The organism is Streptomyces sp. NPDC045695 (assembly GCF_056432025.1).
In genome coordinates this window covers 163,676-187,088 of record NZ_JBWKJU010000011.1, presented here as the reverse complement: position 1 = coordinate 187,088, position 23,413 = coordinate 163,676, and the positions used below count along the sequence as shown (strand labels likewise).

Here is a 23,413-nt window from a genome sequence, read left to right as displayed (position 1 = left end):
TATCAGGCTGTGGCCACGAACCGATCACGGACGATCGGCCGGTAGCCTTTGCGCGAACAGCACACCGCCGGACCACACACAGGTGCGGTCGGGACTGACGGAGAGGGCTGCAACGTTATGGAAGAGCCGCGTCGCCTCGGCGGCCGGTACGAGCTGAGCCACGTGCTCGGCCGTGGTGGCATGGCCGAGGTCTACCTCGCCCACGACACCCGGCTCGGCCGTACCGTCGCCGTCAAGACCCTGCGTGCCGATCTCGCCCGCGACCCGTCCTTCCAGGCCCGGTTCCGGCGCGAGGCCCAGTCGGCCGCGTCGCTGAACCACCCGGCGATCGTCGCCGTCTACGACACCGGCGAGGACTACGTCGACAACATCTCCATCCCGTACATCGTGATGGAGTACGTCGACGGATCAACCCTGCGCGAGCTGCTGCACTCGGGCCGCAAACTGCTGCCCGAGCGCACCCTGGAGATGTGCATCGGCATCCTCCAGGCCCTTGAGTACTCGCACCGCGCCGGCATCGTGCACCGCGACATCAAGCCCGCCAACGTGATGCTGACCCGCACCGGCCAGGTCAAGGTCATGGACTTCGGCATCGCCCGCGCCATGGGCGACTCCGGCATGACCATGACGCAGACCGCGGCCGTCATCGGCACCGCCCAGTACCTCTCCCCGGAGCAGGCCAAGGGCGAGCAGGTCGACGCGCGCTCCGACCTCTACTCCGCGGGCTGCCTGCTCTACGAGCTCCTCAGCGTCCGGCCCCCGTTCGTCGGCGACTCCCCCGTGGCCGTCGCCTACCAGCACGTACGGGAAGAGCCGCAGCCGCCGTCGAACTTCGACCCCGAGATCACGCCCGAGATGGACGCGATCGTCCTCAAGGCACTGGTCAAGGACCCCGACTACCGCTACCAGTCGGCCGACGAGATGCGCGCCGACATCGAGGCCTGCCTCGACGGCCAGCCCGTCGCCGCCACCATGAGCACGGGCGGCTACGGCTACCCCGACCAGAACCACGGCTACGGGCAGGCGGGCTATGACCAGCCCACCACCGCCCTGCGCACCACCGACGCCGGCCAGACCTCGATGATGCCGCCGATGCCCCCGGGCGACGGTGGCTACGGCTACGGCGACCAGGGGCACGGCGGCTACGACCAGGGCCCGCACCGCCGCCAGCAGAAGAAGAGCAAGGCCTCCACGGTCCTGCTCGTGGCGGCCGGCGTCCTCGTCCTCGTCGGCGCGATCCTCATCGGCCGCTCCCTCTTCAGCGGGGGCGCCGACAACCGGCCCTCCGTGCCCAAGCTCCTCGGTCAGACCCTGGAGCAGGCGCAGAAGAGCGGCGACAACGTGGGCCTGAAGGTGGTCAAGGGCGCCGACGCACCCTGCGACGACCAGCCCAAGGGCACCGTCTGCAAGCAGGACCCCGTGGCCGACACCAAGGTCGACGAGGGTTCCACGGTCGCAGTGACGATCTCCTCGGGCGCCCAGAAGATCCCCGTCCTCGACGTGCTCAACATGAAGTACGAGGACGCGGAACGGGCGCTGAAGGACAAGGGCTTCCAGGTCGACCGCAAGCTCCAGGAGTCCGACCGCACGCCCGGGACCGTCATCGACCAGAACCCGAAGGCGGGCAGCGAGGCGGAGAAGAACAGCATGATCACGCTGACCGTCGCCAAGGAACTGTCCAAGGCGGAGGTCCCCGAGCTCAAGGGCAAGACCAGGGACGAGGCGGCCAAGGCCCTCACCGACGCCAAGCTCAAGCTCGGCAGTGTGACGGAGGCCGAGCAGCCCGGAGCGGCCCCCGGCACGGTCGTCCTCCAGCAGTACGCGGCGGGCCAGCAGCTCGAAGTGGGCAAGACGGTCAACATCACCATCGCCAAGGTCGCGCAGGCGACGGTCGTCCCGAGCTTCGTCGGCAAGACCCTGGGCCAGTACAAGGACGACCTCAAGCGCGCCAACCTGAAGCTCGGGATCATCAGCGGCCCGACGGACGACAACGCGCTCGTGGTGAACTCCGACCCGCCGCCGAACACCCCCGGCGTCTCGGGCCAGACGGTCAACGTCTGGACCACGGGGGGCCAGCAGGACGGCGGCATCATCGCGGGCCTGACGGGCGGCGGCGGCCGCCGCTAGCCTCCGGCCCGGCCCGCAGACCAGAACGAGGTCCGGCCCCTCTCCTCGGAGAGGGGCCGGACCTTTTTCGCGCCCCCCGCCAGCGCACATTTCAACGAAACCCGATCGTGTCTTCATATGTCGGGAGTCGTTGACCCGATTGGGGTGGGGCAGCGTGCTCCGCCGGAGAGGGGCGAGCCGTGATCGACGAAACCGTGCTACTGGAGTCCAGGACCCTGCGCGAGAGCGTTCTGGAACGGTCACACGTTCTGGACAAGGTGAAGGCCCTCTCGCTGTTGCCGGACGGGCTTCATGTGACGACGGCGATGGTGGCCGCGTACTTCGAGGTAGCGGAGGAAGTCGTCAACCGGCTGCGCCAGCGCCACCGCGAGGAACTCACGGGGAACGGCATGCGCACCCTCAAAGGCGCTGACCTGGAAAGTTTTGAAAGAGACAACCTGTCTCTTTCAAACGAGAGTTATCCACAGGGGCGTGGTGGACGGGTTCACCTGGCCGTCTACACCCGCCGGACCATCCTCAACGTGGCCATGCTGCTGCGCGACAGCGAGATCGCCCGCAGTGTCCGCACCTACCTGCTGGACCGCGAGGAGTCGTCCCGCCCTCGCCCCGTCCCCCACGACATCGAATCGCTCGACGACCGGATCACCCGGCTCAGCGAGGCGAGCTTCACCAAGCTGCTGGGCAGGACCGTCGTCCCGATGCTCAACGCCCTCGTCGAGGCCTCCGGCGAACAGCGCAAAGACCTCCTCAGCCTCCGCAATGACGTGGAGCAGATCCAGATGAGGCTCGTCGAGCACGACCTCCAGCTCAGCCGGCTCCAGCGCGGCCAGGACGTGAAGGCCCTCACCGGGGTCATCGGGACCATCGACGCCATGAACTGGCGGGAGTTCGAGCAGCACGTCGCCGGGCTGCTGCGCCGCGACGGGTGCACCGACGTGGAGGTGTACGGCGGGCACGGCGGCGACCGGGGGGTCGACATCACCGCCCGCACCGCCGACGGACGTTCGGTCGCCGTGCAGTGCAAGAACTTCGCGCCCTTCCGGCACGTGCTCAGCGGCGAGATGCAGAAGTTCCTCGGCGCGTCCAAGGTCCTCCACCGGGCCGACGTGGCCCTCTACGTGGCCACGTGCGCGTTTACCCGGGAGGCGTTGGCCATCTCCGCCCAGGGAGGCGTCACGGCCGTCCACAGGGGGCTTCTTGAGGCGTGGAGCGCGGGGGTCCGGCTTCAGGTGCTGCGTTAGCGCAGTTCCGCCGGAGGCGTTCGCTTCGCGTCCACCTTCTGCGTCCGGACCAGCTCGCCCCATACGACGTACCGGTACTTCGACGTGTAGACCGGGGTGCACGTGGTCAGGGTGATGTAGCGGCCCTCGGCCGTCCTGCCCGATTCCTTCGGGACCGGGTTGATCACGTCCGTGTTGTACTTCGAGGTCTGGCGCAGCTCCGCGAAGACCTTGTAGACGTACCAGGTGTCGCGCGTCTCGAAGACGATCGCGTCGCCCTTCTTCACCTTGTCGATGTTGTGGAACTTCGCCCCGTGCCCGTCCCGGTGCGCCGCGAGCGAGAAGTTGCCCTTCGGGTCCCACGGCAGGGCCGACTTCACCGGCTCCGTGTAGTACCCGGCCACCCCGTCGTCGAGCACCCCCGGCGTCGTCCCCGCCTTGACCAGGACCTCGCCGTTCTTCATCGCCGGCACGTGCAGGAAGCCGACGCCGCCCGCCGTGTCCAGCGCCCCCGGCTCCGCGGGAGCGGGCGCCGGTGCCTGCCACTGCTGGCGGATCTCGTCGCCGCGCGCCGACGCCTGCCGGTCGGCGAGCACGTTGGTCCACCACAGCGAGTAGACGACGAACAGGCCCAGGACCAGGCCCACGGTGATCAGGACCTCGCCCAACAGGCTCAGGAACCCGGCGAGCACACTGCGGCTGCCGGCGGGCGGGGCCGCAGCGCGGCGGCGGGAACGAGACACTGCTGATGCGTCCTTAGAGCGGCTACGGGCTGGTCAACGCGGGCGGCGGGCCCTGGCTGCGGGGGCGTTCATCGGTCATCCTGCCCCATACGATCATCCGGTAGGTGCTGGTGAACTCCGGGGTGCAGGTCGTCAGCGTGATGTACCGGCCGGGCCCGGTGAACCCCGAGCCCTCCGGCACCGGCTTGATCACCGACACGTTCGCCGGCGAGGTCTGCGCCAGCGCCGAGGTCATCTCGTACGTGTAGTACGCGTCGCGGGTCTCGACGACCACGGGATCCCCGGGCACCAGCCGGTTGATGAAGCGGAACGGCTCGCCGTGGGTGTTGCGGTGTCCCGCCACCGCGAAGTTGCCCTGTGGGTCGGCCGGCATCGCCGTCTTCAGCGAGCCCTCGCCGTAGTGCCCGACCATCCCCCGGTCCAGCACCTTCGGCTTGCTGATGCCCTCCGCGACCGGCACCTTCACGTCCAGCTTCGGGATGTAGAGGATCGCGAAGCCCTGGCCCGGTTCGAAGGCCGTCGGGGCGGGCGCGGCGCTCCCGCCGCCGGGATCCCGCTCCCACGTCTGGCGCAGCGAGCCCGCCGCCCCGTCCGCCGCCCGCTCCGCCAGCAGGTTCGTGTACCAGAGCTGGTAGGCGACGAACAGCAGCATCACCAGGCCCAGCGTGATGAACAGTTCTCCGGCCAGCCGGCTCGCGATGACCACCGGGCCGCCGGAGGCGGGCCGCCTGCGCCGCCGGCCGCCCCGTCTGCGGCTGGCCTTGGCGGCCCGTTTCGCGGCCTCCTGAGCTGCCCTGCGTCGCGCGGCCCGGCCCTCCGTGGGCGCGGACGGCGCGATCGCGGTCACGCGACGGCCTTGCCCACCACCGGGGCCAGCCCCACCGAGCGTTCCACGGCGCCCGCGTCACCGCACCGGACGAGCCAGTTCGCGAGCATCCGGTGGCCCCACTCGGTCAGCACGGACTCAGGGTGGAACTGCACGCCCTCGACCTCGTGCTCCCGGTGCCGCAGCCCCATGATGATCCCGTCCTCGGTCCGCGCCGTGACCTCCAGCACGTCGGGCAGGGTCTGCGGCTCGGCCGCCAGGGAGTGGTAGCGGGTCGCGGTGAAGGGGGAGGGCAGGCCCTCGAACACGCCCAGGCCCTCGTGGACCACCGGCGAGGTCTTGCCGTGCAGCAGCTCGGGCGCCCGGCCCACGACCCCTCCGTAGGCGACCGCCATCGACTGCATGCCGAGGCACACGCCGAAGACGGGGACGCCCGTCCGCGCGCAGTGCCGGACCATGTCGACGCACACGCCCGCCTCCTCCGGCGTGCCGGGGCCGGGGGACAGCAGCACGCCGTCGAAGCCGTCCTGCGCGTGTGACAGCTCGACCTCGTCGTTGCGCAGCACCTCGCATTCGGCGCCGAGCTGGTAGAGGTACTGGACCAGGTTGAAGACAAAGCTGTCGTAGTTGTCCACGACCAGAATGCGCGCGCTCACGGAGTGGCTCCCGATCCCTCGTCCACCGTCACGTCATTGAACGGAAGGAGCGGCTCGGCCCACGGGAAGACGTACTGGAAGAGCACGTAGACCACCGCGAGGACCAGTACGAGTGAGATCAGCGCGCGTACCCACGCGTTGCCCGGCAGATGCCGCCAGATCCAGCCGTACATGCCGTCTGTTTCCCTTTTCCGTCCACGATCGTCCCACGCACCGCAGGAGCGGTACGCGAACAGACTAAAGCCAGCGGCCCGGCGGGGTGGGTCACCCGGACGAACCGTCCGGCCGGCCCTGTCCCACGGTGCGCGTGCCGGTCAGCTCCGCCCAGACGACCAGCCGGTGGCTGTGGCCCCACTCCGGGTCACAGGTCGTCAGGGTCAGGTAGCGACCGGGAGCGGTGAACGGCGACTTGCGCGGGACCGGGTCGACCACCCCGGTGTCGGTCGGCAGCGTGCGCAGGGGCCCGCCGCGGACCGTGTACGTGTACCAGGCGCTCGCGTCCTTGAGGATCACCTCGTCCCCCTCGCGCAGCTGCGGGAAGTCCTTGAAGGGATCTCCGTAGGTGCGCCGGTGGCCGGCCACCGAGAAGTTCCCGGGCGCGCCGGGGCGGGCGGTGGCGACGTAGTGGCCCAGACCCTTCTTCAGCACCTCGGGGTCCGTGCCCTCCAGGACGGGCTTGTTCCAGCCGGGGCCGAAGCGAGGGATGTACATCTCGGCGAAGGCGCGGCCCGCGGGGTAGCGCTCCACGGGCGCCGGCCCCGACGGGGGCGCCGGCTGCGGGGACCCCGGCGCGCTCGCCCGGTCCGCCGCCGCCCAGCGGTCGCGCAGCCGGTCCATCTCGCCGTCCATGGCCCGGTCGGCCTTGACCCCGGTCCACAGCAGGACGTAGGCCACGAACAGCACGATCAGTGTGCCGGCCGTCAGGCACACCTCGCTGAACGTCCGTACCACCAGGCGCAGGACGTCATCGGGACGGGCCCGTTCACGGGGTGGCTGCCACCGGCTTCGCATAGTGGAGGTCCACTGTGCCGGAGTAGGCGGGAAGTGTCAGCGCCTTGTGCTCGTCCACTTTCCAGCCGAGCCCGTACGCGTTCACGTACAGCTGGTAGTTCTGCAGGGCCGTCGAGGCGGCCATGGCCCTGCGCAGCGCGCCCGGGTCGCCGACCGCCGACACCTTGTACGGCGGCGAGTAGACGCGGCCCTGGAGGATCAGGGTGTTGCCCACGCAGCGGACCGCGCTGGTGGAGATCAGCCGCTGGTCCATGACCTGGATGCCCTGGGCGCCGCCCTGCCAGAGGGCGTTCACCACGGCCTGGAGGTCCTGCTGGTGGATCACCAGGTCGTTGGGCTGGGGCTCGGGCACGTTGGGGATGCGGGCGGTGGCGTTCGGCGGGGCGTCGTTGAGGGTCACCGTCAGGCCCTTGCCGGACAGCTCCTCCGTGCCCGAGGCCTTGCGCAGGGCGGCCAGCCGGGCGTCCTCGGCCTTGGTGCTGCCGTCGTCGCGCTCGGCGAGGGCGTCCACCCGGCTGCGGACCGCTCCGGTGCTCTCCTCCAGCGCCGCGTTGTTCTGGCTGCGCTCCTCGATGAGGTCCGACAGCTTCAGGAGCGAGGCGTCCGTGCGGATGTTCGTACCCTTGGACGTGTTGAAACTGGTGACGAAGAGCAGCCCGGCCAGGGCGAAGACGGCGGCGCTCAGCAGCCGGACCGGTCTGGCCCGGCGACGGGGACCCGCGGAGGAGTCGTCGGAATCGCTCAACGTACCCTTCTCCTTCTACGCCACAGGTCCACTACGCTAACGGACGCCCGGGGCAGGCCAGGTCCCCAGCGCATCGACAGGAGAGCCCCTCGTGCCGAAGTCACGTATCCGCAAGAAGGACGACTACACGCCGCCGCCCACGCGGCAGCCGCAGGCCATCCGGCTGACGACCCGCAGCTGGGTGGCCCCGGTCATGCTGGCGTTCTTCCTGATCGGACTCGCGTGGATCGTCGTCTTCTACGTGACCGAGACCCAGCTGCCGATCGAGGCCCTGGGCAATTGGAACATCGTGGTCGGTTTCGGCTTCATCGCCGCGGGATTCGGCGTTTCCACGCAGTGGAAGTAGCACGCTCCGGCGGCTGACGGAAGCTCTCCCCATGAGTTATCCACAGCGTCATCCACACCTGAGGAAAAGACAGAAGATCTGTGGATAACTCTGTGGAGAGTTGACGCCGGTGTGATCAGGTGAGTTCCGCCGTACGGAGCACGATCACCGCCGCTGCCAGCAGGAACACGCCCGCACAGGTCACTCCTTGGATGACTGTGCGATTCCTGCCGGCGGCGGGCGTGAGCATGCCCAGGCCCACCAGGGCCCCGGTGATCAGGCCGCCCACGTGGGCCTGCCAGGACACGGTGAAGTGGCCGCCGATCGGCACGAAGGTCAGCACCAGCATCAGCACGACCATGGTGATCACCGGCCGCATCTCGTACCGCAGCCGCCGGGCCAGCACGACCGTGGCCCCGAGCAGGCCGAAGACGGCGCCGGACGCGCCGAGGGTCGCGGCGTACGGCTCGGTCAGCAGATAGACCAGGGCGCTGCCGCCCAGGCCCGAGAGCAGGTAGACGGCGAGGTAGCGGCTCCGGCCGAGCGCCGCCTCCAGCGGGCCGCCGATCACCCACAGGCCGATCATGTTGCTGATGATGTGCCACCACTCGGTGTGCAGGAACACCGAGGTAATGAGCCGGTAGTACTCCCCTGTGGACACCCCTTCGACGGGGGCGCCGAGGTACTCGACGTACCGGCCGAGCAGCGCCAGCCGGACCGCGAGCGCCGGGGCCGCCAGGGCCGCGAGGAACACCGCGACGTTGATCCCGATCAGGGTCTTGGTGACCAGGTGCGGATCGGCGGCGACCACCCCGCCGGCGAGGGTGCGCGGCGCGTTGGCGGCCGGGGAGTGCCCGGTGCCGGAGCCCGCGCGGACGCATTCGGGGCACTGGAAGCCGACCGAGGCGCTGATCATGCACTCGGGGCAGATGGGGCGCTCGCAGCGGGTGCAGCGGATCCCCGTGTCGCGGTCCGGGTGGCGGTAGCAGCCCGGCAGACGGTCGGTGTCCATCGGTCCCCTCGATCAGCGGCGCGGCAAAGGGTGCGCCCCGCCGGTCCGGCTCGGCCCCGCACGGGGTACGCATGCAGGACGGACGGGCGGGGCGGAAGGTTCCCGGGTCGGGTCCCGGCGCCGCGCCGGGTCGCGCGGACGGGTCGCGGGACCGGTCCCGGGTCCGTCAGCGCCGCTCGATGACGACGGACTGGATGGTCACGTCGTCGACGGGGCGCTCGGTGCGCGGGTTGGTGGCGCTGGCGGCGATGGCGTCCACGACCTTCTGGCTGGCCGGGTCGGTGACCTCGCCGAAGATGGTGTGCTTGCGCGTCAGCCAGGCGGTGGGGGCGACGGTGATGAAGAACTGCGAGCCGTTGGTGCCCGGCCCGGCGTTGGCCATGGCCAGCAGGTAGGGCTTGGTGAAGGCCAGGTCGGGGTGGAACTCGTCCGCGAACCGGTAGCCGGGACCGCCGGTGCCGTTGCCGAGCGGGTCGCCGCCCTGGATCATGAAGCCGCTGATGACACGGTGGAAGACGGTGCCGTCGTACAGCGGGTCCGTGGTCTTCTGGCCGTCGGTGGGACGGGTCCACTCGCGGGCGCCGGTGGCGAGCTCGACGAAGTTCCGGACGGTCTTCGGAGCGAAGTTCTCCAGAAGCTCGATCTGGATGTCGCCTCGGCTCGTCTTCAGGGTGGCGTAGAGCTTCTCGGCCACGGATCTGCCTTCCATAGTCATCACTGTCGGTCCAGATGGTCGCACGGAGCGCTCCACAGCACAGAAATCGTCCACCCGTATGCCCTGTCACGCATGCCGCTCAGCGCGGTGGCAGGCATGATCCGACAAAGGGTGGAAAGGTGAACTGTGTCCGCCACCGAGAAGGAGGAATCCTGTGACCCGCAAGGACAGCGTGCTCGCGGCAGCCGAAAGCGCCAAGGAGACCGCGCGGCACGCGTCGGAAGTGGTGGCACCGTACGCAGGGACCGCCAAGGACGCCATGGCGCACTACGCGCACGAGATGAACGGACTGCTCGCCCCCAAGCTCTCGCACGCGGCCAACGAGGCCGCGCGCCAGGCCCGTACGACCTACGACAGCCACCTGCATCCGCGGCTCAGGGCCGCGCGCACGCACGTGCCTCCGAACGTGGACCGTGCGGCGACGAAGGCGGTCAGGCAGACGCGCCAGGCGGCGCGGCAGGCCGCCGAGTACACGCAGCCGCGGATCGAGAGCGCGATCGCGGCCGCCACCCCGATGGCGGGGGAGGCCGCGTCGCGGTCCGCCGCGGCGCTGGCCGCGCTGCGCGGCCAGGTGTCGGCCAAGGAGATCCAGAAGCTGGTGCGGCGCCATGAGCGGCGCGCACGCCTCGGCCGGGTGCTGCGCGGTACCGCGGTGGTCGGCGTGATGGCGGGCGCGGCCTTCGCGGCGTGGAAGTGGTGGGACCGGCAGTCGAACCCGGACTGGCTGGTCGAACCGCCGGCGGCCACGGAGCTGTCCTCGCGCGACGCCGCGCCGGCGAGCTTCGAGGACGAGCTGGAGGAGAAGGAGCGCGAGGCCGAGCCGAAGCCCGGTCCGTCTTCTTCGGACGGCACGCCGCACTGAGCGACGCGCCATTGAGCGACCCGGCACGCGGCGCGCCCGCGTCGCCGCGCGAAGGGCCCGGATCCGGCAGGATCCGGGCCCTTCGCGTGCGGTGAGGCCGGCTCAGCCCGGGAGGGTCAGGACCATGCCCGGCCGGATGAGGTTGGGGTTGGAGCCGATGAGGCGCCTGTTGACGGCGTAGAGCTCCCGCCAGCGGGCCTCGTTGCCCAGCTCGCTGCGCGCGATCGCGGCGAGCGTGTCGCCGGCCCTGACCTTGTACGTACGCTTCTTGGCCGCGGCGCCGGGCCCGGGGGCCGGCGCCGCCGGAACGGCCTTGTGCGCGGCCGACGCCGGGGACGGGGTGTGCGGCAGGACGGGCGTCGGGGAGGCCGCGGCGGGCTTGGGCGGCCCGGGGGCGGTCTTGGGTGCCACCGGCACGGCCTTGTGCGCGGCCGATCGGGGCGTCGGACTCGCGGGCCTCGGCGGGGCTGCGGCGGCCGCGCGTTCGCCGGCGCCGCGGGGGGCCGAGGCGGCGGTGCGCCCGCCTCCGGCCTGCTGCTGCATCTCCTCCTTCGCCTTCTCGGCGGCCTCGTATGCCTTCTTCTTGTCGGACTTCTTGTCGGACTTCAGGAAGTCGAAGAGTCCCATGTCAGTGCGCCTCCGGCGTGATCTCGCCCCCCTGGGCTGGTGCCTTCCCCCACTGTCTGACACGGGGCGCCGGGCGGCCCCGCGACCGGGCCATCCGGGGGATGCCGGGACCGTACATCTTTCCGGTATCGCGCCGGGAAGGAACCGGGAAGGCGCGGCGCGAGCATCGTGGGACACGATGGAGGAGAGTGCTGTGAACATCAGACAGGCCGCGGAGCGGGTCGTGCTGGTCAGGCCCGGACCCGGGCTCGTACGAGCCGCGGTGGTGGCGGGCCTGGACGTCTGGGTGGTGTCCGATCCCGCCGGGTGGCCGCCGGAGGCGCGGCTTCCCCCCGAGCTGCCCGCGCAGCGGCTCCTGCGGGTGGAGTTCGACGACGCGGCGGCGCTGCGCGCCCTGCTGACGGACACGGTCGTCCGGCACGGGATCGGGCACGTCCTCTACCTCGCGCGGGACCTCGGGAGGGGCCTCGGCAGAGGGGCGGCGGCGGCCGCCGAGGAGGTGCTGCGGGAGCTCTCCCCGGGCGGCGACGAGCCGGCGGGCCGGCTGCCGGACGCGGTGGCGGTACGGCGCATCCTCAACGAGAGCCGGACCTCGGCCGTGCGCGCCCGGGAGGCGCGGTCCGTCGCGGAGGCGCTCGCGGTGGCGGCGGACTTCCCCTTGCCCGTCGTCATCAAGTCGGCTGACGCGACGGGCTGTTGGTGGACCGTACCCGTGCACGACCGTCCCGGTCTCGAACGGTGGGCGCACCAGGTGGCCGCCGCCCGGCACGCGGCCCCCTATCTCGTCGAAGAGCTTTTGACGGGAGCCAAGTTCCGTGTGGAGACGCTGACGGTCGACGGCATGCACCTGGTGGCCGACATCACCCCCGAGCGGGACGCGGCGCCGCTTCCCGAGGCGGACCGGGCCCAGATCCGTGCGACGGTGCGGGCCCTGCTGGATCTGGCCGGGTACAAGTCGGGGACCACGCGGACGGACGTGCTGGTCAGCGCGCGGGGATCGCGGATCGCGGCGGCCACGGAACCGGACCGGGAACGGCACGCCCGCGGCGCTTCCCCCACCCCCGGCACCCCCGACACCCGCGGGATCGCGGACGGGATCGAGAGGGGAACGGTCCGGTAAGGGCCTCGGCCAGTCTGTGTCTTGTCGAGAGCGGCCGCCGCACCACACGGGGCCGCACAGCGGAAACACGACCAGGGGGTTCCACACAATGCGCAGCAAGCTGGCTGGACTGATTGGGATTGTCGCGGCGGCCCTGGCGATCGGGGTCGGTGTGACGGTCCAGGCGCCGGACGCCGGTCAGCCCGCCGGGTACCAGGTGGTCGCGGACGACAAGGGCCCGGGACTCCCCTCCCCGGCCCCGTCCCCGGCCACCGCCCAGTAGTCCGGCTGCTCGCCGCGCACCCACGCGCACGTGCCCCGCACCGTCCGTCCGGTGCGGGGCACGTGGCGTTGGCGGGTCAGTACGTCCGGCGGTGCGCCGGCAGGCCCATGAAGTCGAATAACGTCTCCGCCGCACGGCGGTGACCGGCGGCCGCCTGCACATCGCCGAGCGCTTCGGCCGCCCAGCCGAGCCCCACCAGCGCGCACGCCTCCTCGGCACGGAAACTCATCGGCGCCGCGACCTTGTAGGCGTGGGCGTGCAGGTTCAGCGCCGCCTCGTGTTCCCCCCAGGTCATGTGGAGTTGGCCGAGGACGTTCACGACCTTCGCGAGCCGGATCGGGGCGCCGCTCGTACGGCCCAGCGCCAGGGCCCGCTCCGCCAACGCGCGCGCCTGCGCGCTGTCGCCCCGCTGCTCCGCGACCCGGGCGGACAGGGCCAGGACCAGGGCGACGTCCCCCGGCGACCTGGTCTCGTCGCACAGGACACGGGCGCGCTGGAGGCTCTCGTGGGCCTCGGTGAACTCCCCGAGGCCGACTTGGGCGAAGGCCAGGTCGGTCAGGGCCGCGATCTCGTTGCTGCGGTAGCCGAGGTCGCGGTCGATCTCCAGCGCCTGGCGGGCGGCGGCGGCCGCTTCCGGATAGCGCCCCCACCGCTCGTACAACGTGCTGAGCGTGGTCAGGGTCTCGGCCTCCGCACGGGGGTTGCCCAGTTCCCTGGCCATGGCGACGGACCGCTGGAGGAGCGGGAGCGCCTCCCCGTACCGCCCGAGCATCGACAGCAGCAGCCCGATGGTCGATTCGCTGTTCGCCTCGGTGTGGCGGTCCCCGGCGCGTATCGCCGTGTCCCGCGCCTCCCTGGCCACCCCCAGTCCCTCCTCGAAGCGTCCGAGCTTCCAGCAGGCGGCGCCCAGATTGGCCAGGCTGATGCCGAGGAGGGCCGGATCGTCGAGGCGGCGGGAGGCGGCGACGGCGAGGTGCCCCACGCTCCAGAACTCGTCGAGCTGTCCCTGCGCGTGCAGGTGGAAGCCGAGATTGCGGCTGAGGCAGGCCGCGTACCGGTCGTGGCCGCAGCGCTCGGCGAGGGACACCGCGGCCAGCAGCCCGGCCTGCTCCCGGTCGAACCAGCTCACGGCCTGGTCGGCGTCCCTGAAGGACGGCCGTTCGCCCTGGTAGCGCGAGATGCCGGTGGGGCGGCGCTCGCGGCCGGGGAACAGCACCTCGCACGCCTCGTCCGAGGTCGTCATGTAGTAGCTGAGCAGCCGTTCGACCGCCGCCGCGTCGTCGTCCGCCGTCGCCGGTCCCCGCAGGCTCTGGGCGAAACTGCGCACCAGGTCGTGGAAGGTGTACAGGCCGATGTCGGGCTGCTGGACCAGGTGGACGTCGAGCAGGAACTCCAGGGCGTCCTCGGCGTCCCGCAGGGGGGTGCCGAGGAGCGCGGCCGCCGCGTACACGTCGGTACCGGCGCACGGGTACAGGCTCAGGATGCGGAACGCGGTGCGGTACTCCTCGTCCATCGCCAGGTAGGACAGCCGCAGGGTCGCCGCGACGCTGCGCTCGCCCGAGCTCAGCTCGTCCATCCGGCGCGTCTCGTCGCGCAGCCGCTCGACCAGGTACCGGACGGTCCAGCGCGGCCGGTTGCGCAGCCGGGCCGTCGCGATCCGCAGGGCCAGCGGCAGGTGACCGCACAGCTCGGCCAGTTCGGCGGACGCCGCCGGCTCGGCGGCCACCCGGTTCAGGCCGAGGGTCTCGGTCATCAGGCTGGTGCTGTCCTCGGGCTCCATCATCCCGATGGACACCCACTCGACGCCGTCGAGGTCCAGCAGCCTTCCCCGGCTCGTGATCAGCACGAGGCAGCCGGGGGAGGCCGGCAGCAGCGGCCGGATCTGCGCGGCGTCGACGGCGTTGTCGAGCAGGAGCAGCACCCGCCGGCCGTCCAGCTTCGCCCGCCACAGGGCCGTGCGTCCCTCCAGGTCCTCCGGGATGCGGTCGCCGGGGGTGCCCATGGTCCGCAGCAGGCTGTCGAGCGCGCCGGCGGGCGAGACGGGCATGCCGCCCGGCGTGAACCCGTGCAGGTCGATGTGGAGCTGGCCGTCGGGATACCAGCCGGCCAGCCGGTGGGCGGCCCGCACCGCGAGGGTGGTCTTGCCCATGCCGCCCATGCCGTCGATGGCCACGATCCGCGAGTACCGGTCGCCGGCCCGGCTCTCGTCCTGGACGTAGTCGAACAGTTCGGCCAGTTCCTTGGCGCGGCCGGTGAAGTCGGGCAGGTCGTACGGCAGGGTGCACGGAGCCTCGGCCGGCGCGGCCGCCGCGGCCCGCGGCTCCGCCGGCTGCGACGCCTCCGGCTCCCGCTGCTCCTGCCGCTCGCGCTGCGGCGGCCCGGGAACGGCTTGGGTGAAGGACGCGGGATCCTCGCCCTCGCCCCCTTCCCGTACGGGAACACCGGGCCCGGGCGCCGGCCGTACGGGGGTCCCGGGCCGGGGTGCCGTACGCACGGGCGCCGGTCCTGCGGGCGCCGGGCCCGCGAACGCCGTACGCACGGGCGCCGGTCCGGCCGGCGCCGGGTGTACGGGCGCCGCTCCCACAGGCGTCGCGTGTACGGCGGCCGGCCGCTCGGGAGCCGCCAGCTCGGGGCTGTCCCGCAGGATCGCCTCGTACAGCCTGGCCAGCCGCGGCCCCGGGTCGATGCCGAGCTCGTCGACGAGCAGCTCGCGCACCTCCCCGTACTCCTTGAGGGCCTCGGCCTGCCGTCCCGAGCGGTAGAGGGCGAGCATCAGCTGGCCGCGCAGCGTCTCCCGCAGCGGGTGCTGGGTGATCAGTTCGCGCAGGCCGGAAATGAGCTCGCCGCTCTCGCCCAGGGACAGGCACAGGTCGAAGAGCTGCTCGGCCGCGGCCAGCCGGCGCTCCTCCAGCGCGGTCGCCGCTGCCTCGATCACCGGTCCCCCCGCGCCCGACAGGACGGAGCCGCGCCACAGCGCGAGGGCGGTCCGCAGGGCGTCGGCGGCCTCGGCCGGCCGGCCCTCCCGCACGGCCTGCGCGGCCGCCTTGGTCAGGGCGTCGAACTCCAGGAGGTCAACCTGGTCGTCCGCCACCACCACGCGGTATCCGGGCCCGTCGGTGGCGATCACCGCGCTGCCGGCCGGCATCCGCCGGCGCAGGTCCGCGACGGCCTTGCGCACCTGGTGCGCCGCGGTCGCCGGCGGGTCCTTCTCCCAGGTCGCCTCCACCAGCCGGGCGACGGGCACCACCCGGCCCGATTCGAGCAGCAGCATGCAGAGGACGCGTTCCTGAATCGCTCCCCCCAGCCTGAGCCTCGACTGGTCCACCCATCCCTCAAGAGATCCGAGGACGTTGAAGCGCAGGTGACCTCCCACTGGAACCACCCTGCGTCTCTCCCCGGATTCCGTATCCGCCCCCGGCATCGGACATCCACCCCCAATAAACAAGGCCCCTGGCCAGGCCATGTCAATCGGATCATAGGGGCTTCCCCTCGCGCGCGGTAAGCATCCGGTAGCAGATCGGGAAGGGCCGGGCGGACAGTTCACGGGCAGGCCACAGCAGCCAGCACACAGAGCGAGTGCCAAAGGAGCAGAGTGTGGGAAGACTGGAGAGACCGCTGGCCCCCGATGCCGGACCAGTCACCGCGTTCGCCCGGGAGTTGCGCAGGCTGCGGACCGCGGCCGGCAGTCCCGGCTACCGCGACATGGCCACCCGGGCCATGTTCTCCGCGTCGGTGCTCTCCGACGCGGCCGCCGGCTACCGCCTCCCGACCCTCCAAGTGGCCCTCGCCTTCGCGGAGGCCTGCGGTGGGGACCGCGCCACCTGGGAGCGCCGCTGGCACGAGGCCGCGCGCGCCGAAGGGGACGACGGCACCACCCGCCCGGCGGCCAAGGCCGTCCAGCAGCACCAGGAGAACGAACTGCGCGCCGCCGACGTACGTGCCCTGCTGCCCCCTCCGGCGCAACTGCCCATGGAGCCGCACCCCTTGGTGGGCCGCGGCGAGCTGATCCAGCAGGCCCGGGCCCTGACCGCGCCCAGTTACGGCGAACAGCGCGCCGCCGCCCCGCTGTTGATCAGCGGGCAGGTGGGCGCGGGCAAGTCGGCGTTCGCCCTGCGGCTCGCCCATGAGCTGGCGGCGAGCCTGCCGGACGGTCAGCTCTACGCGAACCTGGACCCGGCCGCCGACGGCCGCAAGGACGCCGCCGGGATCGCGGGCGGCTTCCTGGAGGCCCTCGGCATCCCCGCCGAACGCATACCGAACGACCCCGGGCAGCGGATCGGCCTGTACCGCTCGCTGCTGAACCGGCGGCGGCTGCTCGTATTCCTCGACGGCGTGCAGCACGAGCGCCAGGTACGGGACCTGCTCGTCGCCGCCCCCGAGAGCCGCATCGTCCTGACCAGCCGGTCCCGGCTGCTGGGCCTCGACGGAACGAGCCGGATCCGGATGCCCGTACTGGACCGGGACGAGTCGATGGAGCTCCTCGTCCAGCTCCTGGGCCGGGACAGGGTCGGCGCCGAACCGCGCGCCTGCCTGCGGCTGGCCGACGCCTGCGGCGATCTTCCGCTCGCCCTGAACCTGGCGGGCCGGCGGATCGCCGCCCGTCCCGAGTGGATGCTCCAGGACGCCGTGGCGGACCTGATCGGCGAGGGGGCGCAGGAGGCCGGCCGCTTCCTGACCCGGCTGCGGGCCGGGGACGACGCCGTGACCCTGCGCCTGGACGCGGCCTACAAGGGCCTGACCCCCTGGGCCCGCCTGATGCTGCGGCAGTTCGCGGGCAGCGACGGCCCGCCCTCCGTGGACAACGTCGTGTACGAGTCGACGGACGCCCTGGCCGTCCTGGTCGAGCGGTCCGCGCAGCCGGTGGAGGACCTGCTCGAACGTCTCCACGACGCGGGTCTGCTCGAACACTCCGACCTGCCCGGTCAGTACGGAATGCCGCCGCTGGCGCGGGCCTTCGCCCTGAACCAGCCCGACCCGACGGAGGGGGAACCGGCGCCGCAGGCCCGCACCCAGGCGCCCGCGCACCCGGCCGCGCGGGCCCTGCGCTAGGTCGCCCCCTACGCAGCGGCCGCGGCGGCGTCCACCCGCTGGGCGCGCAGCGACCGGATCACCTCGTCCCGTCCCTCGATCAGCAGGCGCCGCAACGCCGGTGCGGGCGCGGCGTCCGCGAGGTAGGCGTCGGTGCGGTCGACGGTCTCCTGCTCGACCAGCAGGCGGGGGTAGAGCCCGATCACCACCGTGCGCGCCACCTCCGAGGAACGCCCGGACCAGACCTCGCCGATCTCGGCGAAGTAGCGCTCGGTGTGCTCGCGCAGCAGGTCGCGCCGGCCGCTCTGCACCACGCCGAGGCCGATCGGGCTGAAGGTGCCGCCGATCAGGGCGCGTTGGGTGCCGTTGCTCACCGTGCCGTGCACGGCGGCCTCCCAGGCGTCGGCCGTGGCCCGCGCGTCCGGCATGGCCGCCAGCGCCCCGGCGGCGTTCTCGGCGCCCGTCGTGGTGCCGTCGAGCTCCCGCTCGGCCTCGATCTCCGCGGGACCCGCCTGGCCCGCCCGTACGAGGGCGGCGAGCAGGGCCCAGCGCAGCTCGACGTCGACCGCCAGGCCCTCGACGGTGGCCGCGCCCGCGCGCAGGTCTGCGATCAGGGCCAGGTCCTCGGGCCGGTGCGCGACCCGGGCGAAGAGCAGCGCCCAGGAGAGCTGGACGTCACTGCCGGGCGGTGAGGTGCTCAGGCGCTGGCGGGCCGCCGCGGCCACCGTGTCGGTGAGCTGCGTCCGCGCTGCGGGGGCCACGTACTGGTCGAGGGCGGTCAGCAGGGAGGCGTGCAGGCTCTGGACGACCTCGGTGTCGCTCTCGCTGTCCACGCCCGCCAGGACCAGGCGGATGTAGTCGCGGGCGGCCAGTTCGCCGGCGCGCACCATGTCCCAGGCGGCTGCCCAGCTCAGGGCCCGCGGCAGGCCCTCGGTGAAGTCCCCGATGCCGGCGGCCGCGGCGAGCAGTGCGCCCAGCGAGTGCTCGTCGAGCCGGATGAGGGCGTAGGTGAGGTCGTCGTCGTTGAGCAGGACCACATCGGGCCGCTGCGTGCCGATGAGCTCGGGCACCTCGGTGCGGGCGCCCGTCACGTCCACCTCGACGCGGCCGACCCGCTCCAGGCCGCGCTCCCCCCGGGAGTAGAGGCCGACGGCCAGCCGGTGCGAGCGCAGGGTGGGGTGCTCCTCGGGCGCCTCCTGGAGCACGGCGAACGAGGTGAACGCGCCGTCCCCGTCCACGGTGTACTGCGGGCGCAGGGTGTTCACGCCCGCCTGCGAGAGCCACTCGCGCGACCAGGCGCCCAGGTCGCGGCCGGAGGCCTGCTCCAGTGCGCCGAGCAGGTCGGCGAGGGTGCTGTTGCCCCAGGCGTGCGCGGCGAAGTACTTCCGCATGCCCTCGAAGAACTGCTCGTCCCCGACCCAGGTGACCAGCTGTTTGATGGCGGAGGCGCCCTTGTAGTAGGTGATGTGGTCGAAGTTCTCCAGGGCCTGCTCGATGTCACCGGCCGGGCTGGCGACGGGGTGGGTGGAGGGCAGCTGGTCCTGCCGGTAGGCGTTGGCCTTGTCGGCGTTGGCGAAGCCGGTCCAGGAGTCGCTCCAGCGCGTGGTGGCGACCTGTGCGCGCACCGACATGTAGGTGGCGAAGGTCTCCTTGAGCCAGATGTCGTCCCACCAGCGCATGGTCACGAGGTCGCCGAACCACATGTGGGCCAGTTCGTGCAGGATCGTCGCGGCCCGCCGGTGGCGGACGGCGTCGGTGACCTTGGACCGGAAGACGAAGGTCTCGCGCAGGATCACGGTCGCCGCGTTCTCCATGGCGCTGAGGTTGTACTCGGGCACGAAGATCTGGTCGTACTTGGCGAACGGGAAGTCGGACCCGAAGACGTCCAGGTAGTAGTCGAGACCGCGCTTGGTGATCTCGAATATCTCCTCGGCGTCGAGGTGTTCGGCGACCGAGGCGCGGGCCGCCACCCGCAGCGGGACCTCCTGCCCGGACGCGGAGGTGTAGGTGTCGCCGACGACGTGGTACTCGCCGGCCGCGATCGAGGTCAGGTAGGTGGGCAGCGGGGGCGTCGGCGCGAACCGCCAGACGGCGTGGGCGCCGTCCGGCGACGGCTCGGGAACGGGCGTCGGCGACGCGGAGAAGACCGTCCAGCCCGCGGGCGCCGTCACGGTGAAGGTGAAGGGCGCCTTCAGGTCGGGCTGTTCGAAGGTGGTGAAGACGCGCCGGGCCTCCTGCACCTCGAAGTGGGTGAAGAGGTAGACCTTGCCGTCGACCGGGTCCACCGAGCGGTGCAGGCCCGCGCCGGTGTTGGTGTAGGCGCAGTCCGCCACGACCCGCAGCTCGTTCTCGGCGCCCAGCCCCTCCAGGGCCAGGCGTTCGCCGCGGTAGACGGTGTCGGGGTCGAGCGGCCGCCCGTTGAGGGTGATCTCGTGGACCCGCTCGGCGAGCAGATCGGCGAAGGTCGCCGGGGCCGGGTCGGCGTCGGCGCCGGTGTCGGCCGTGAACCGGATCAGGGTCGTGGAACGGAAGGTGTCCGCGCCCCGGGTGAGGTCGAGGTCGATCTCGTACGAGGTCACCCGCAGCAGCGCGCCACGGACGGCCGCCTCTTCAAACGTCAGCTTGCTCATGTCGCGGACTTCCTCGCTCGGTAGGTGATCGTCAGGTAGAGGTGTTCGTCGAGGATCTTGGCCAGGGAGACGCCGGGGCGGCCGAGATCGGCGCACAGGGCCGCCTCGGGCGGGCCGCCGGCCTCGGCCAGCGCCGCACGGGCCCAGGTCCGGCCGATCTGGAGGTGGCGGGCGAAGGCGGCGCCGTCCCGGACCCCGTAGAGCCGCTCGGCGATGGCCGCGTCCCACGGCATGACGGAGGCGGGACGCAGCGCGTACAGCGTCTTGGACGCGGCGGTCGGGCCGAGGCCGCGGCGCCCGACGGGCAGGGTCGCCAGCGCCTCGTAGGCCTTGGCGAACCGGGAGATCTCGCGGGGCGTGAGCGCGGCCAGGGGCGCGTCCGGCAGCGGGTGGCGCGCCGCCCACGCGGCGAGGCCGGCGCCGAACACGTCGGGCTCGCCCTCGCGCGGGTAGCGGATGCGGCAGCCCCAGGAGTTCAGCCAGCGGTGCAGGGCGGTGCGGTGCCCGGCGTCGGAGAGGTCGAGACGCGATCCGGTCTCCTCGCGCAGCGCCCGCCAGCTGCGGTCCACGCCCGGGAAGGCGTTGAACACGTCGGCCGAGGCACGCAGTTCGGCCAGGGACGGGGTCGGGGGAGGCGGCGGCACCGCGGCTCGCTCCAGGTGCTCGCGGGCCACGCGGGCCGGCACCACCAGCCGCCAGGCCTCGGTGACCAGCTCCGTCAGCTCGTCGAGGTCCAGGGCCGCGAGCCTCGCCTCGGCCCAGTGGAAGCGCAGGTCCGACGCGCGGGGCAGGAAGAACTTGTCCGGCTCTGCGGCGACCAGCGCCGCGCGCTCCTCCTTGGGGAAGGCGAAGCCCAGTTCCGTCTCGTCCCGCGACAGCGCGAGATAGACGAGGGAGCCGATCCGGAACTTCACCCGGTCCCGGATCAGGTGCTCCTCGGTCCTGGGCAGGCCGAGCGCGAGCCGCCGTACGTCCTCCGTCGTGACCACCGTGTCCTCCTTCACCCTCGGCCGCCCGCTCACAGGCCCGCGAGCTGCGGGGTGTGGGCGTCCAGCGGCGGCCCGTCGAGCGCACCGAGGCCGATCGGCGAGGGTGTCCGGCCGGTCAGCCGGTCCGCCAGCGACCGCGCGATGAGCGGTGCGAACTTGAAGGATGTGCCACCGCAGGCCGCGTACGCGTAGGCGTCGCCGCCCAGCGCGACCATCAGGGGGCCGCCGGTCTCGCTGAAGGAGGAGTAGTAGGCGTCCTTGGCGGCGGTGACCCAGGCTGGGCCGAAGCCGGGCAGCAGGTCGCCGAACTCCTTCTCCAGCCGGCGCTGCCAGTACGGATCGGTGGCGTGGTCGGTGAGCTCGTCCACCACGCGGCAGACGGTGGCCGAGGTGAGCTTGAGGGCCGTGCCCGCCACCGGCGGGATCAGCCAGGCGCCCCCCTTGGTGCCGAGCGCGGGGATGGCCGGGGTGGACGCCCAGGCGTGGGCCTGGTGCCGGGGCACCCTGCAGTACAGGAGGGACTGGCGGAAGAGCGTCAGCCGCTCGGCGATGCCGTCGGGCATCAGCCCGCGGGACCAGGGCCCCACCGCCACCAGGACCGCGTCGCCGCGCAGCACCCGCCCGTCCACGAGCCGTACGCTGCCGCTCTCGCCGTCCACGGCGGTCACGGCCCGGTGCTCGATGAGCTCGATGCCCGGCTGCCACTTCAGCCAGCCGACGCAGGCGGCCAGCACCCGCTCGGCGAGCAGGACGCCCGCCTCGTCCTCCAGCACCGCGCCGAGAGCGCCGTCGACGTGCAGGTGCGGATAGCGGTCGGACAGGCCGGCCGCGGTCAGCTCCCTGACGCTGCCTCCGGCGTCGGCGAGCATCGCCGCCGCGTCCGCCGCCGCCGCGGGCGGCAGCACCGTGAGGGCGCCGACCTGCTCGTAGAAGCGGGTCATGAGGAGCTCTTCCAGTTCGACCCAGCGGTGGTGCGCACGCAGTGCGGCCGCCGTGGTCCGCGGGTCCGCCGGGTGCAGGGCCCGCAGGATCCGGTGCTGGTCGAAAGAGGTGGCTCTGCTGTGCGGGATGGGGCCCTGGTCCACGACCGTGACCTTGTGTCCGTCGAGCACGCACTCGACTGCCGTGAGCAGGGCGATCACACCGCCGCCCACTACCGTCACCCTCGCCGACATCACACACCTCCTTTCCGTGTTCCGGGAGCCGACGGATCAGCTGTCGAGGACGATCGTGGTCAGTGCGGCGGCCTTGGCGAGGTACTCCTCGCAGCCGGGCCGGTCGTCGGCGGCGCAGATCACGTTGGCGTACCTGCTGAGGTATCCCTCCGGCGGCAGCAGCAGCGTGGTCCCGGGCGCGACCATGGCGTTGGCCTCCAGGAGCCCGGGGGTGTCCGTGGCGGCTGGTACGTCCACCGAGCGGACCGTGCCGTTGCGGTGCGGGTACAGGAAGCGGATGCCGACCGTGCGGGCCTTGGACGGGGTCCACGCGGGGCGGGTGCCGGTGGCCAGCTCCACCGCCACCTCGCCCGGCTCGACGCCGGTGGCGAGCGCACCCAGGTACGGGATGAGGTCCCCGCCCAGCCGGGCGTTCACCTCGATGATCACCGGCCCGCGGGAGGTCAGCTTCACCTCCGTGTGGGTGATCCCGTAGCCGACGCCCAGCGCGCGGTGGGCGTCCCTGAGGACGCCCAGCAGCTCCTCGTCGGCGAGCAGCGGATCGGTGGCGCTGACCACGTGCCCGGTCTCCTCGAAGTAGGGTTCCAGGCCCACTTCCTTGTGCGCGAGGAACAGCGGGGTGTACGAGCCGTCGAAGACCGCCCCGTCGATGCTGATCTCGGGCCCCATGACGCATTCCTCGACCAGCACCCCGCCCTCGTAGGCGCTGTTGCCGCCGTGGCTGGCGCTGTCCGCGACCTCGAAGGCCGAGCGGACGCCCTCGGGGCCGTCGACCCGGATGACACCGATGCTCGCCCCCATGCCTCGGGGCTTGAGCACGACCGGGTACCCGAAGGAGTCGGCCGCCGCGAGCGCCTGTCCGGCGTCGGTCACGTAGGCGAAGTGCGGCTGGGGCAGCCCGGCGTCGGTCAGCAGCCGGCGGGTGTTGTGCTTGTTGCGGCAGTTGTCCGCGCCCCGGGCGGTCAGGCCGGGCAGGCCGAGCCGCTCGGCGATCAGGGCCGTGGTGACCACGAGCGTCTCGTCGTAGCTGAACACGCCCACGACGCGGTGCGCGGCGGCCACCGCCTCGGCGGCCCCGATCAGCCCTTCCTGGTCGGGCACCAGGCGTTGGGCGTCGAGCAGGGGGACCGTGGTGGACCCGATGACGTACTCGTTCTGCCAGGTCGCCGGGGTCGCGTCCAGGATCCAGACCGGGCGTCGGCGGGCCGCGCCCGCCAGGAGGTACTCGCGGTAGGCGCGCTGGCCGCTGCCGACCAGGATCACGACGCCGTCGTCGGGCGGGGAGGCGTCGTTCGTCGTGGGGGCGTAGTCCGTCGTGTTGCCGTCGTCCGTCATGTCCG

Annotated in this window: 20 protein-coding genes and 1 pseudogene; 7 read left to right on the top strand and 14 right to left on the bottom strand. The window is 72.2% G+C overall.

All coding sequences use genetic code 11. From position 1 onward, the window contains the following. The first annotated feature begins 117 nt into the window (after positions 1-117). Both pknB and AC07DU_RS20875 read left to right on the top strand, forming a co-directional pair. Positions 118-2,127: a Stk1 family PASTA domain-containing Ser/Thr kinase gene (gene pknB / locus AC07DU_RS20880; RefSeq protein WP_479029387.1), complete on the top strand. Its 2,010-nt coding sequence runs from the start codon at positions 118-120 to the stop codon at positions 2,125-2,127. Positions 2,128-2,306: 179 nt separating this feature from the next. After that, positions 2,307-3,368 carry a restriction endonuclease gene (locus tag AC07DU_RS20875; protein WP_453373297.1) on the top strand — a complete coding sequence of 354 codons (1,062 nt, stop codon included), beginning with the start codon at positions 2,307-2,309 and terminating at the stop codon, positions 3,366-3,368. Here the strand turns inward: AC07DU_RS20875 and AC07DU_RS20870 are convergent. The 6 genes and pseudogenes from AC07DU_RS20870 to AC07DU_RS20845 form a co-directional block, all read right to left on the bottom strand. Then, a complete protein-coding gene (locus AC07DU_RS20870; protein WP_479112817.1) occupies positions 3,365-4,090 on the bottom strand; it encodes a class E sortase in 726 nt (241 codons plus the stop codon). The two genes, AC07DU_RS20875 and AC07DU_RS20870, sit on opposite strands and share 4 nt — an antisense overlap. A 22-nt stretch (positions 4,091-4,112) precedes the next feature. Further along, positions 4,113-4,952, bottom strand: a pseudogene (locus AC07DU_RS20865) (class E sortase); the annotation flags it as partial. Continuing rightward, the gene (locus tag AC07DU_RS20860) at positions 4,934-5,572 is read right to left on the bottom strand and encodes an aminodeoxychorismate/anthranilate synthase component II (protein ID WP_360897178.1); all 639 of its coding nucleotides are present in this window, start codon (positions 5,570-5,572) and stop codon (positions 4,934-4,936) included. The pseudogene AC07DU_RS20865 and the gene AC07DU_RS20860, both read right to left, overlap by 19 nt. Further along, positions 5,569-5,745: a hypothetical protein gene (locus tag AC07DU_RS20855; protein ID WP_185902496.1), complete on the bottom strand. Its 177-nt coding sequence runs from the start codon at positions 5,743-5,745 to the stop codon at positions 5,569-5,571. Before AC07DU_RS20855 ends, AC07DU_RS20860 begins: the two co-directional genes overlap by 4 nt. A 91-nt stretch (positions 5,746-5,836) precedes the next feature. Beyond that, entirely contained in the window at positions 5,837-6,583 is a 747-nt protein-coding gene (locus AC07DU_RS20850; RefSeq protein WP_479112815.1) for a class E sortase, read from the bottom strand. Further along, positions 6,555-7,328: a DUF881 domain-containing protein gene (locus tag AC07DU_RS20845; protein ID WP_360897174.1), complete on the bottom strand. Its 774-nt coding sequence runs from the start codon at positions 7,326-7,328 to the stop codon at positions 6,555-6,557. Before AC07DU_RS20845 ends, AC07DU_RS20850 begins: the two co-directional genes overlap by 29 nt. A 91-nt stretch (positions 7,329-7,419) precedes the next feature. Between AC07DU_RS20845 and crgA the strand changes: the two genes are divergently transcribed. After that, complete coding sequence (gene crgA, locus AC07DU_RS20840) at positions 7,420-7,674, top strand: cell division protein CrgA (RefSeq protein ID WP_360897172.1); 255 nt, start codon at positions 7,420-7,422, stop codon at positions 7,672-7,674. 115 nt (positions 7,675-7,789) lie between these two features. Here crgA and AC07DU_RS20835 read toward each other — a convergent pair whose 3' ends face one another. Together AC07DU_RS20835 and AC07DU_RS20830 are read right to left on the bottom strand one after the other, a co-directional pair. Continuing rightward, on the bottom strand, positions 7,790-8,665 hold the full coding sequence (locus AC07DU_RS20835) for a rhomboid family intramembrane serine protease (RefSeq protein ID WP_479112813.1): 876 nt from the start codon (positions 8,663-8,665) through the stop codon (positions 7,790-7,792). A gap of 166 nt (positions 8,666-8,831) precedes the next feature. Then, entirely contained in the window at positions 8,832-9,359 is a 528-nt protein-coding gene (locus AC07DU_RS20830; RefSeq protein ID WP_360897272.1) for a peptidylprolyl isomerase, read from the bottom strand. A gap of 175 nt (positions 9,360-9,534) precedes the next feature. On the opposite strand from AC07DU_RS20830, the gene AC07DU_RS20825 reads away from it, so the two are divergent. Then, positions 9,535-10,242, top strand: a complete 708-nt coding sequence (locus AC07DU_RS20825) for a DUF5324 family protein (RefSeq protein ID WP_479029376.1) — start codon at positions 9,535-9,537, stop codon at positions 10,240-10,242. A 102-nt stretch (positions 10,243-10,344) separates the two neighbouring features. On the opposite strand, the gene AC07DU_RS20820 is transcribed toward AC07DU_RS20825, so the two are convergent. Continuing rightward, positions 10,345-10,869 (bottom strand): LysM peptidoglycan-binding domain-containing protein, encoded by a 525-nt coding sequence (locus tag AC07DU_RS20820; protein WP_479029374.1) that lies wholly within the window; start codon positions 10,867-10,869, stop codon positions 10,345-10,347. Positions 10,870-11,062: 193 nt separating this feature from the next. Here AC07DU_RS20820 and AC07DU_RS20815 point away from each other — a divergent pair, with 193 nt between their 5' ends. Together AC07DU_RS20815 and AC07DU_RS20810 are read left to right on the top strand one after the other, a co-directional pair. Continuing rightward, positions 11,063-11,989: an ATP-grasp domain-containing protein gene (locus AC07DU_RS20815; protein ID WP_479112811.1), complete on the top strand. Its 927-nt coding sequence runs from the start codon at positions 11,063-11,065 to the stop codon at positions 11,987-11,989. An 88-nt stretch (positions 11,990-12,077) separates the two neighbouring features. Further along, entirely contained in the window at positions 12,078-12,251 is a 174-nt protein-coding gene (locus AC07DU_RS20810; RefSeq protein WP_479029371.1) for a hypothetical protein, read from the top strand. A 76-nt stretch (positions 12,252-12,327) separates the two neighbouring features. On the opposite strand, the gene AC07DU_RS20805 is transcribed toward AC07DU_RS20810, so the two are convergent. Beyond that, positions 12,328-15,672: an AfsR/SARP family transcriptional regulator gene (locus AC07DU_RS20805; protein WP_479112809.1), complete on the bottom strand. Its 3,345-nt coding sequence runs from the start codon at positions 15,670-15,672 to the stop codon at positions 12,328-12,330. A gap of 173 nt (positions 15,673-15,845) precedes the next feature. Between AC07DU_RS20805 and AC07DU_RS20800 the strand changes: the two genes are divergently transcribed. Further along, on the top strand, positions 15,846-17,300 hold the full coding sequence (locus AC07DU_RS20800; protein ID WP_479112807.1) for an NB-ARC domain-containing protein: 1,455 nt from the start codon (positions 15,846-15,848) through the stop codon (positions 17,298-17,300). 8 nt (positions 17,301-17,308) lie between these two features. On the opposite strand, the gene pepN is transcribed toward AC07DU_RS20800, so the two are convergent. From pepN to AC07DU_RS20780, 4 genes are read right to left on the bottom strand one after another with little or no spacing between them, the layout of a single operon-like run. Further along, complete coding sequence (gene pepN, locus AC07DU_RS20795) at positions 17,309-19,909, bottom strand: aminopeptidase N (protein ID WP_479112805.1); 2,601 nt, start codon at positions 19,907-19,909, stop codon at positions 17,309-17,311. Next, positions 19,906-20,898 (bottom strand): MmcQ/YjbR family DNA-binding protein, encoded by a 993-nt coding sequence (locus AC07DU_RS20790; RefSeq protein ID WP_360897154.1) that lies wholly within the window; start codon positions 20,896-20,898, stop codon positions 19,906-19,908. Before AC07DU_RS20790 ends, pepN begins: the two co-directional genes overlap by 4 nt. A 29-nt stretch (positions 20,899-20,927) precedes the next feature. Further along, on the bottom strand, positions 20,928-22,073 hold the full coding sequence (locus AC07DU_RS20785) for an NAD(P)/FAD-dependent oxidoreductase (RefSeq protein WP_453373309.1): 1,146 nt from the start codon (positions 22,071-22,073) through the stop codon (positions 20,928-20,930). 36 nt (positions 22,074-22,109) lie between these two features. Next, positions 22,110-23,408, bottom strand: a complete 1,299-nt coding sequence (locus tag AC07DU_RS20780) for an ATP-grasp domain-containing protein (RefSeq protein WP_479112803.1) — start codon at positions 23,406-23,408, stop codon at positions 22,110-22,112. Positions 23,409-23,413: the final 5 nt, after the last annotated feature.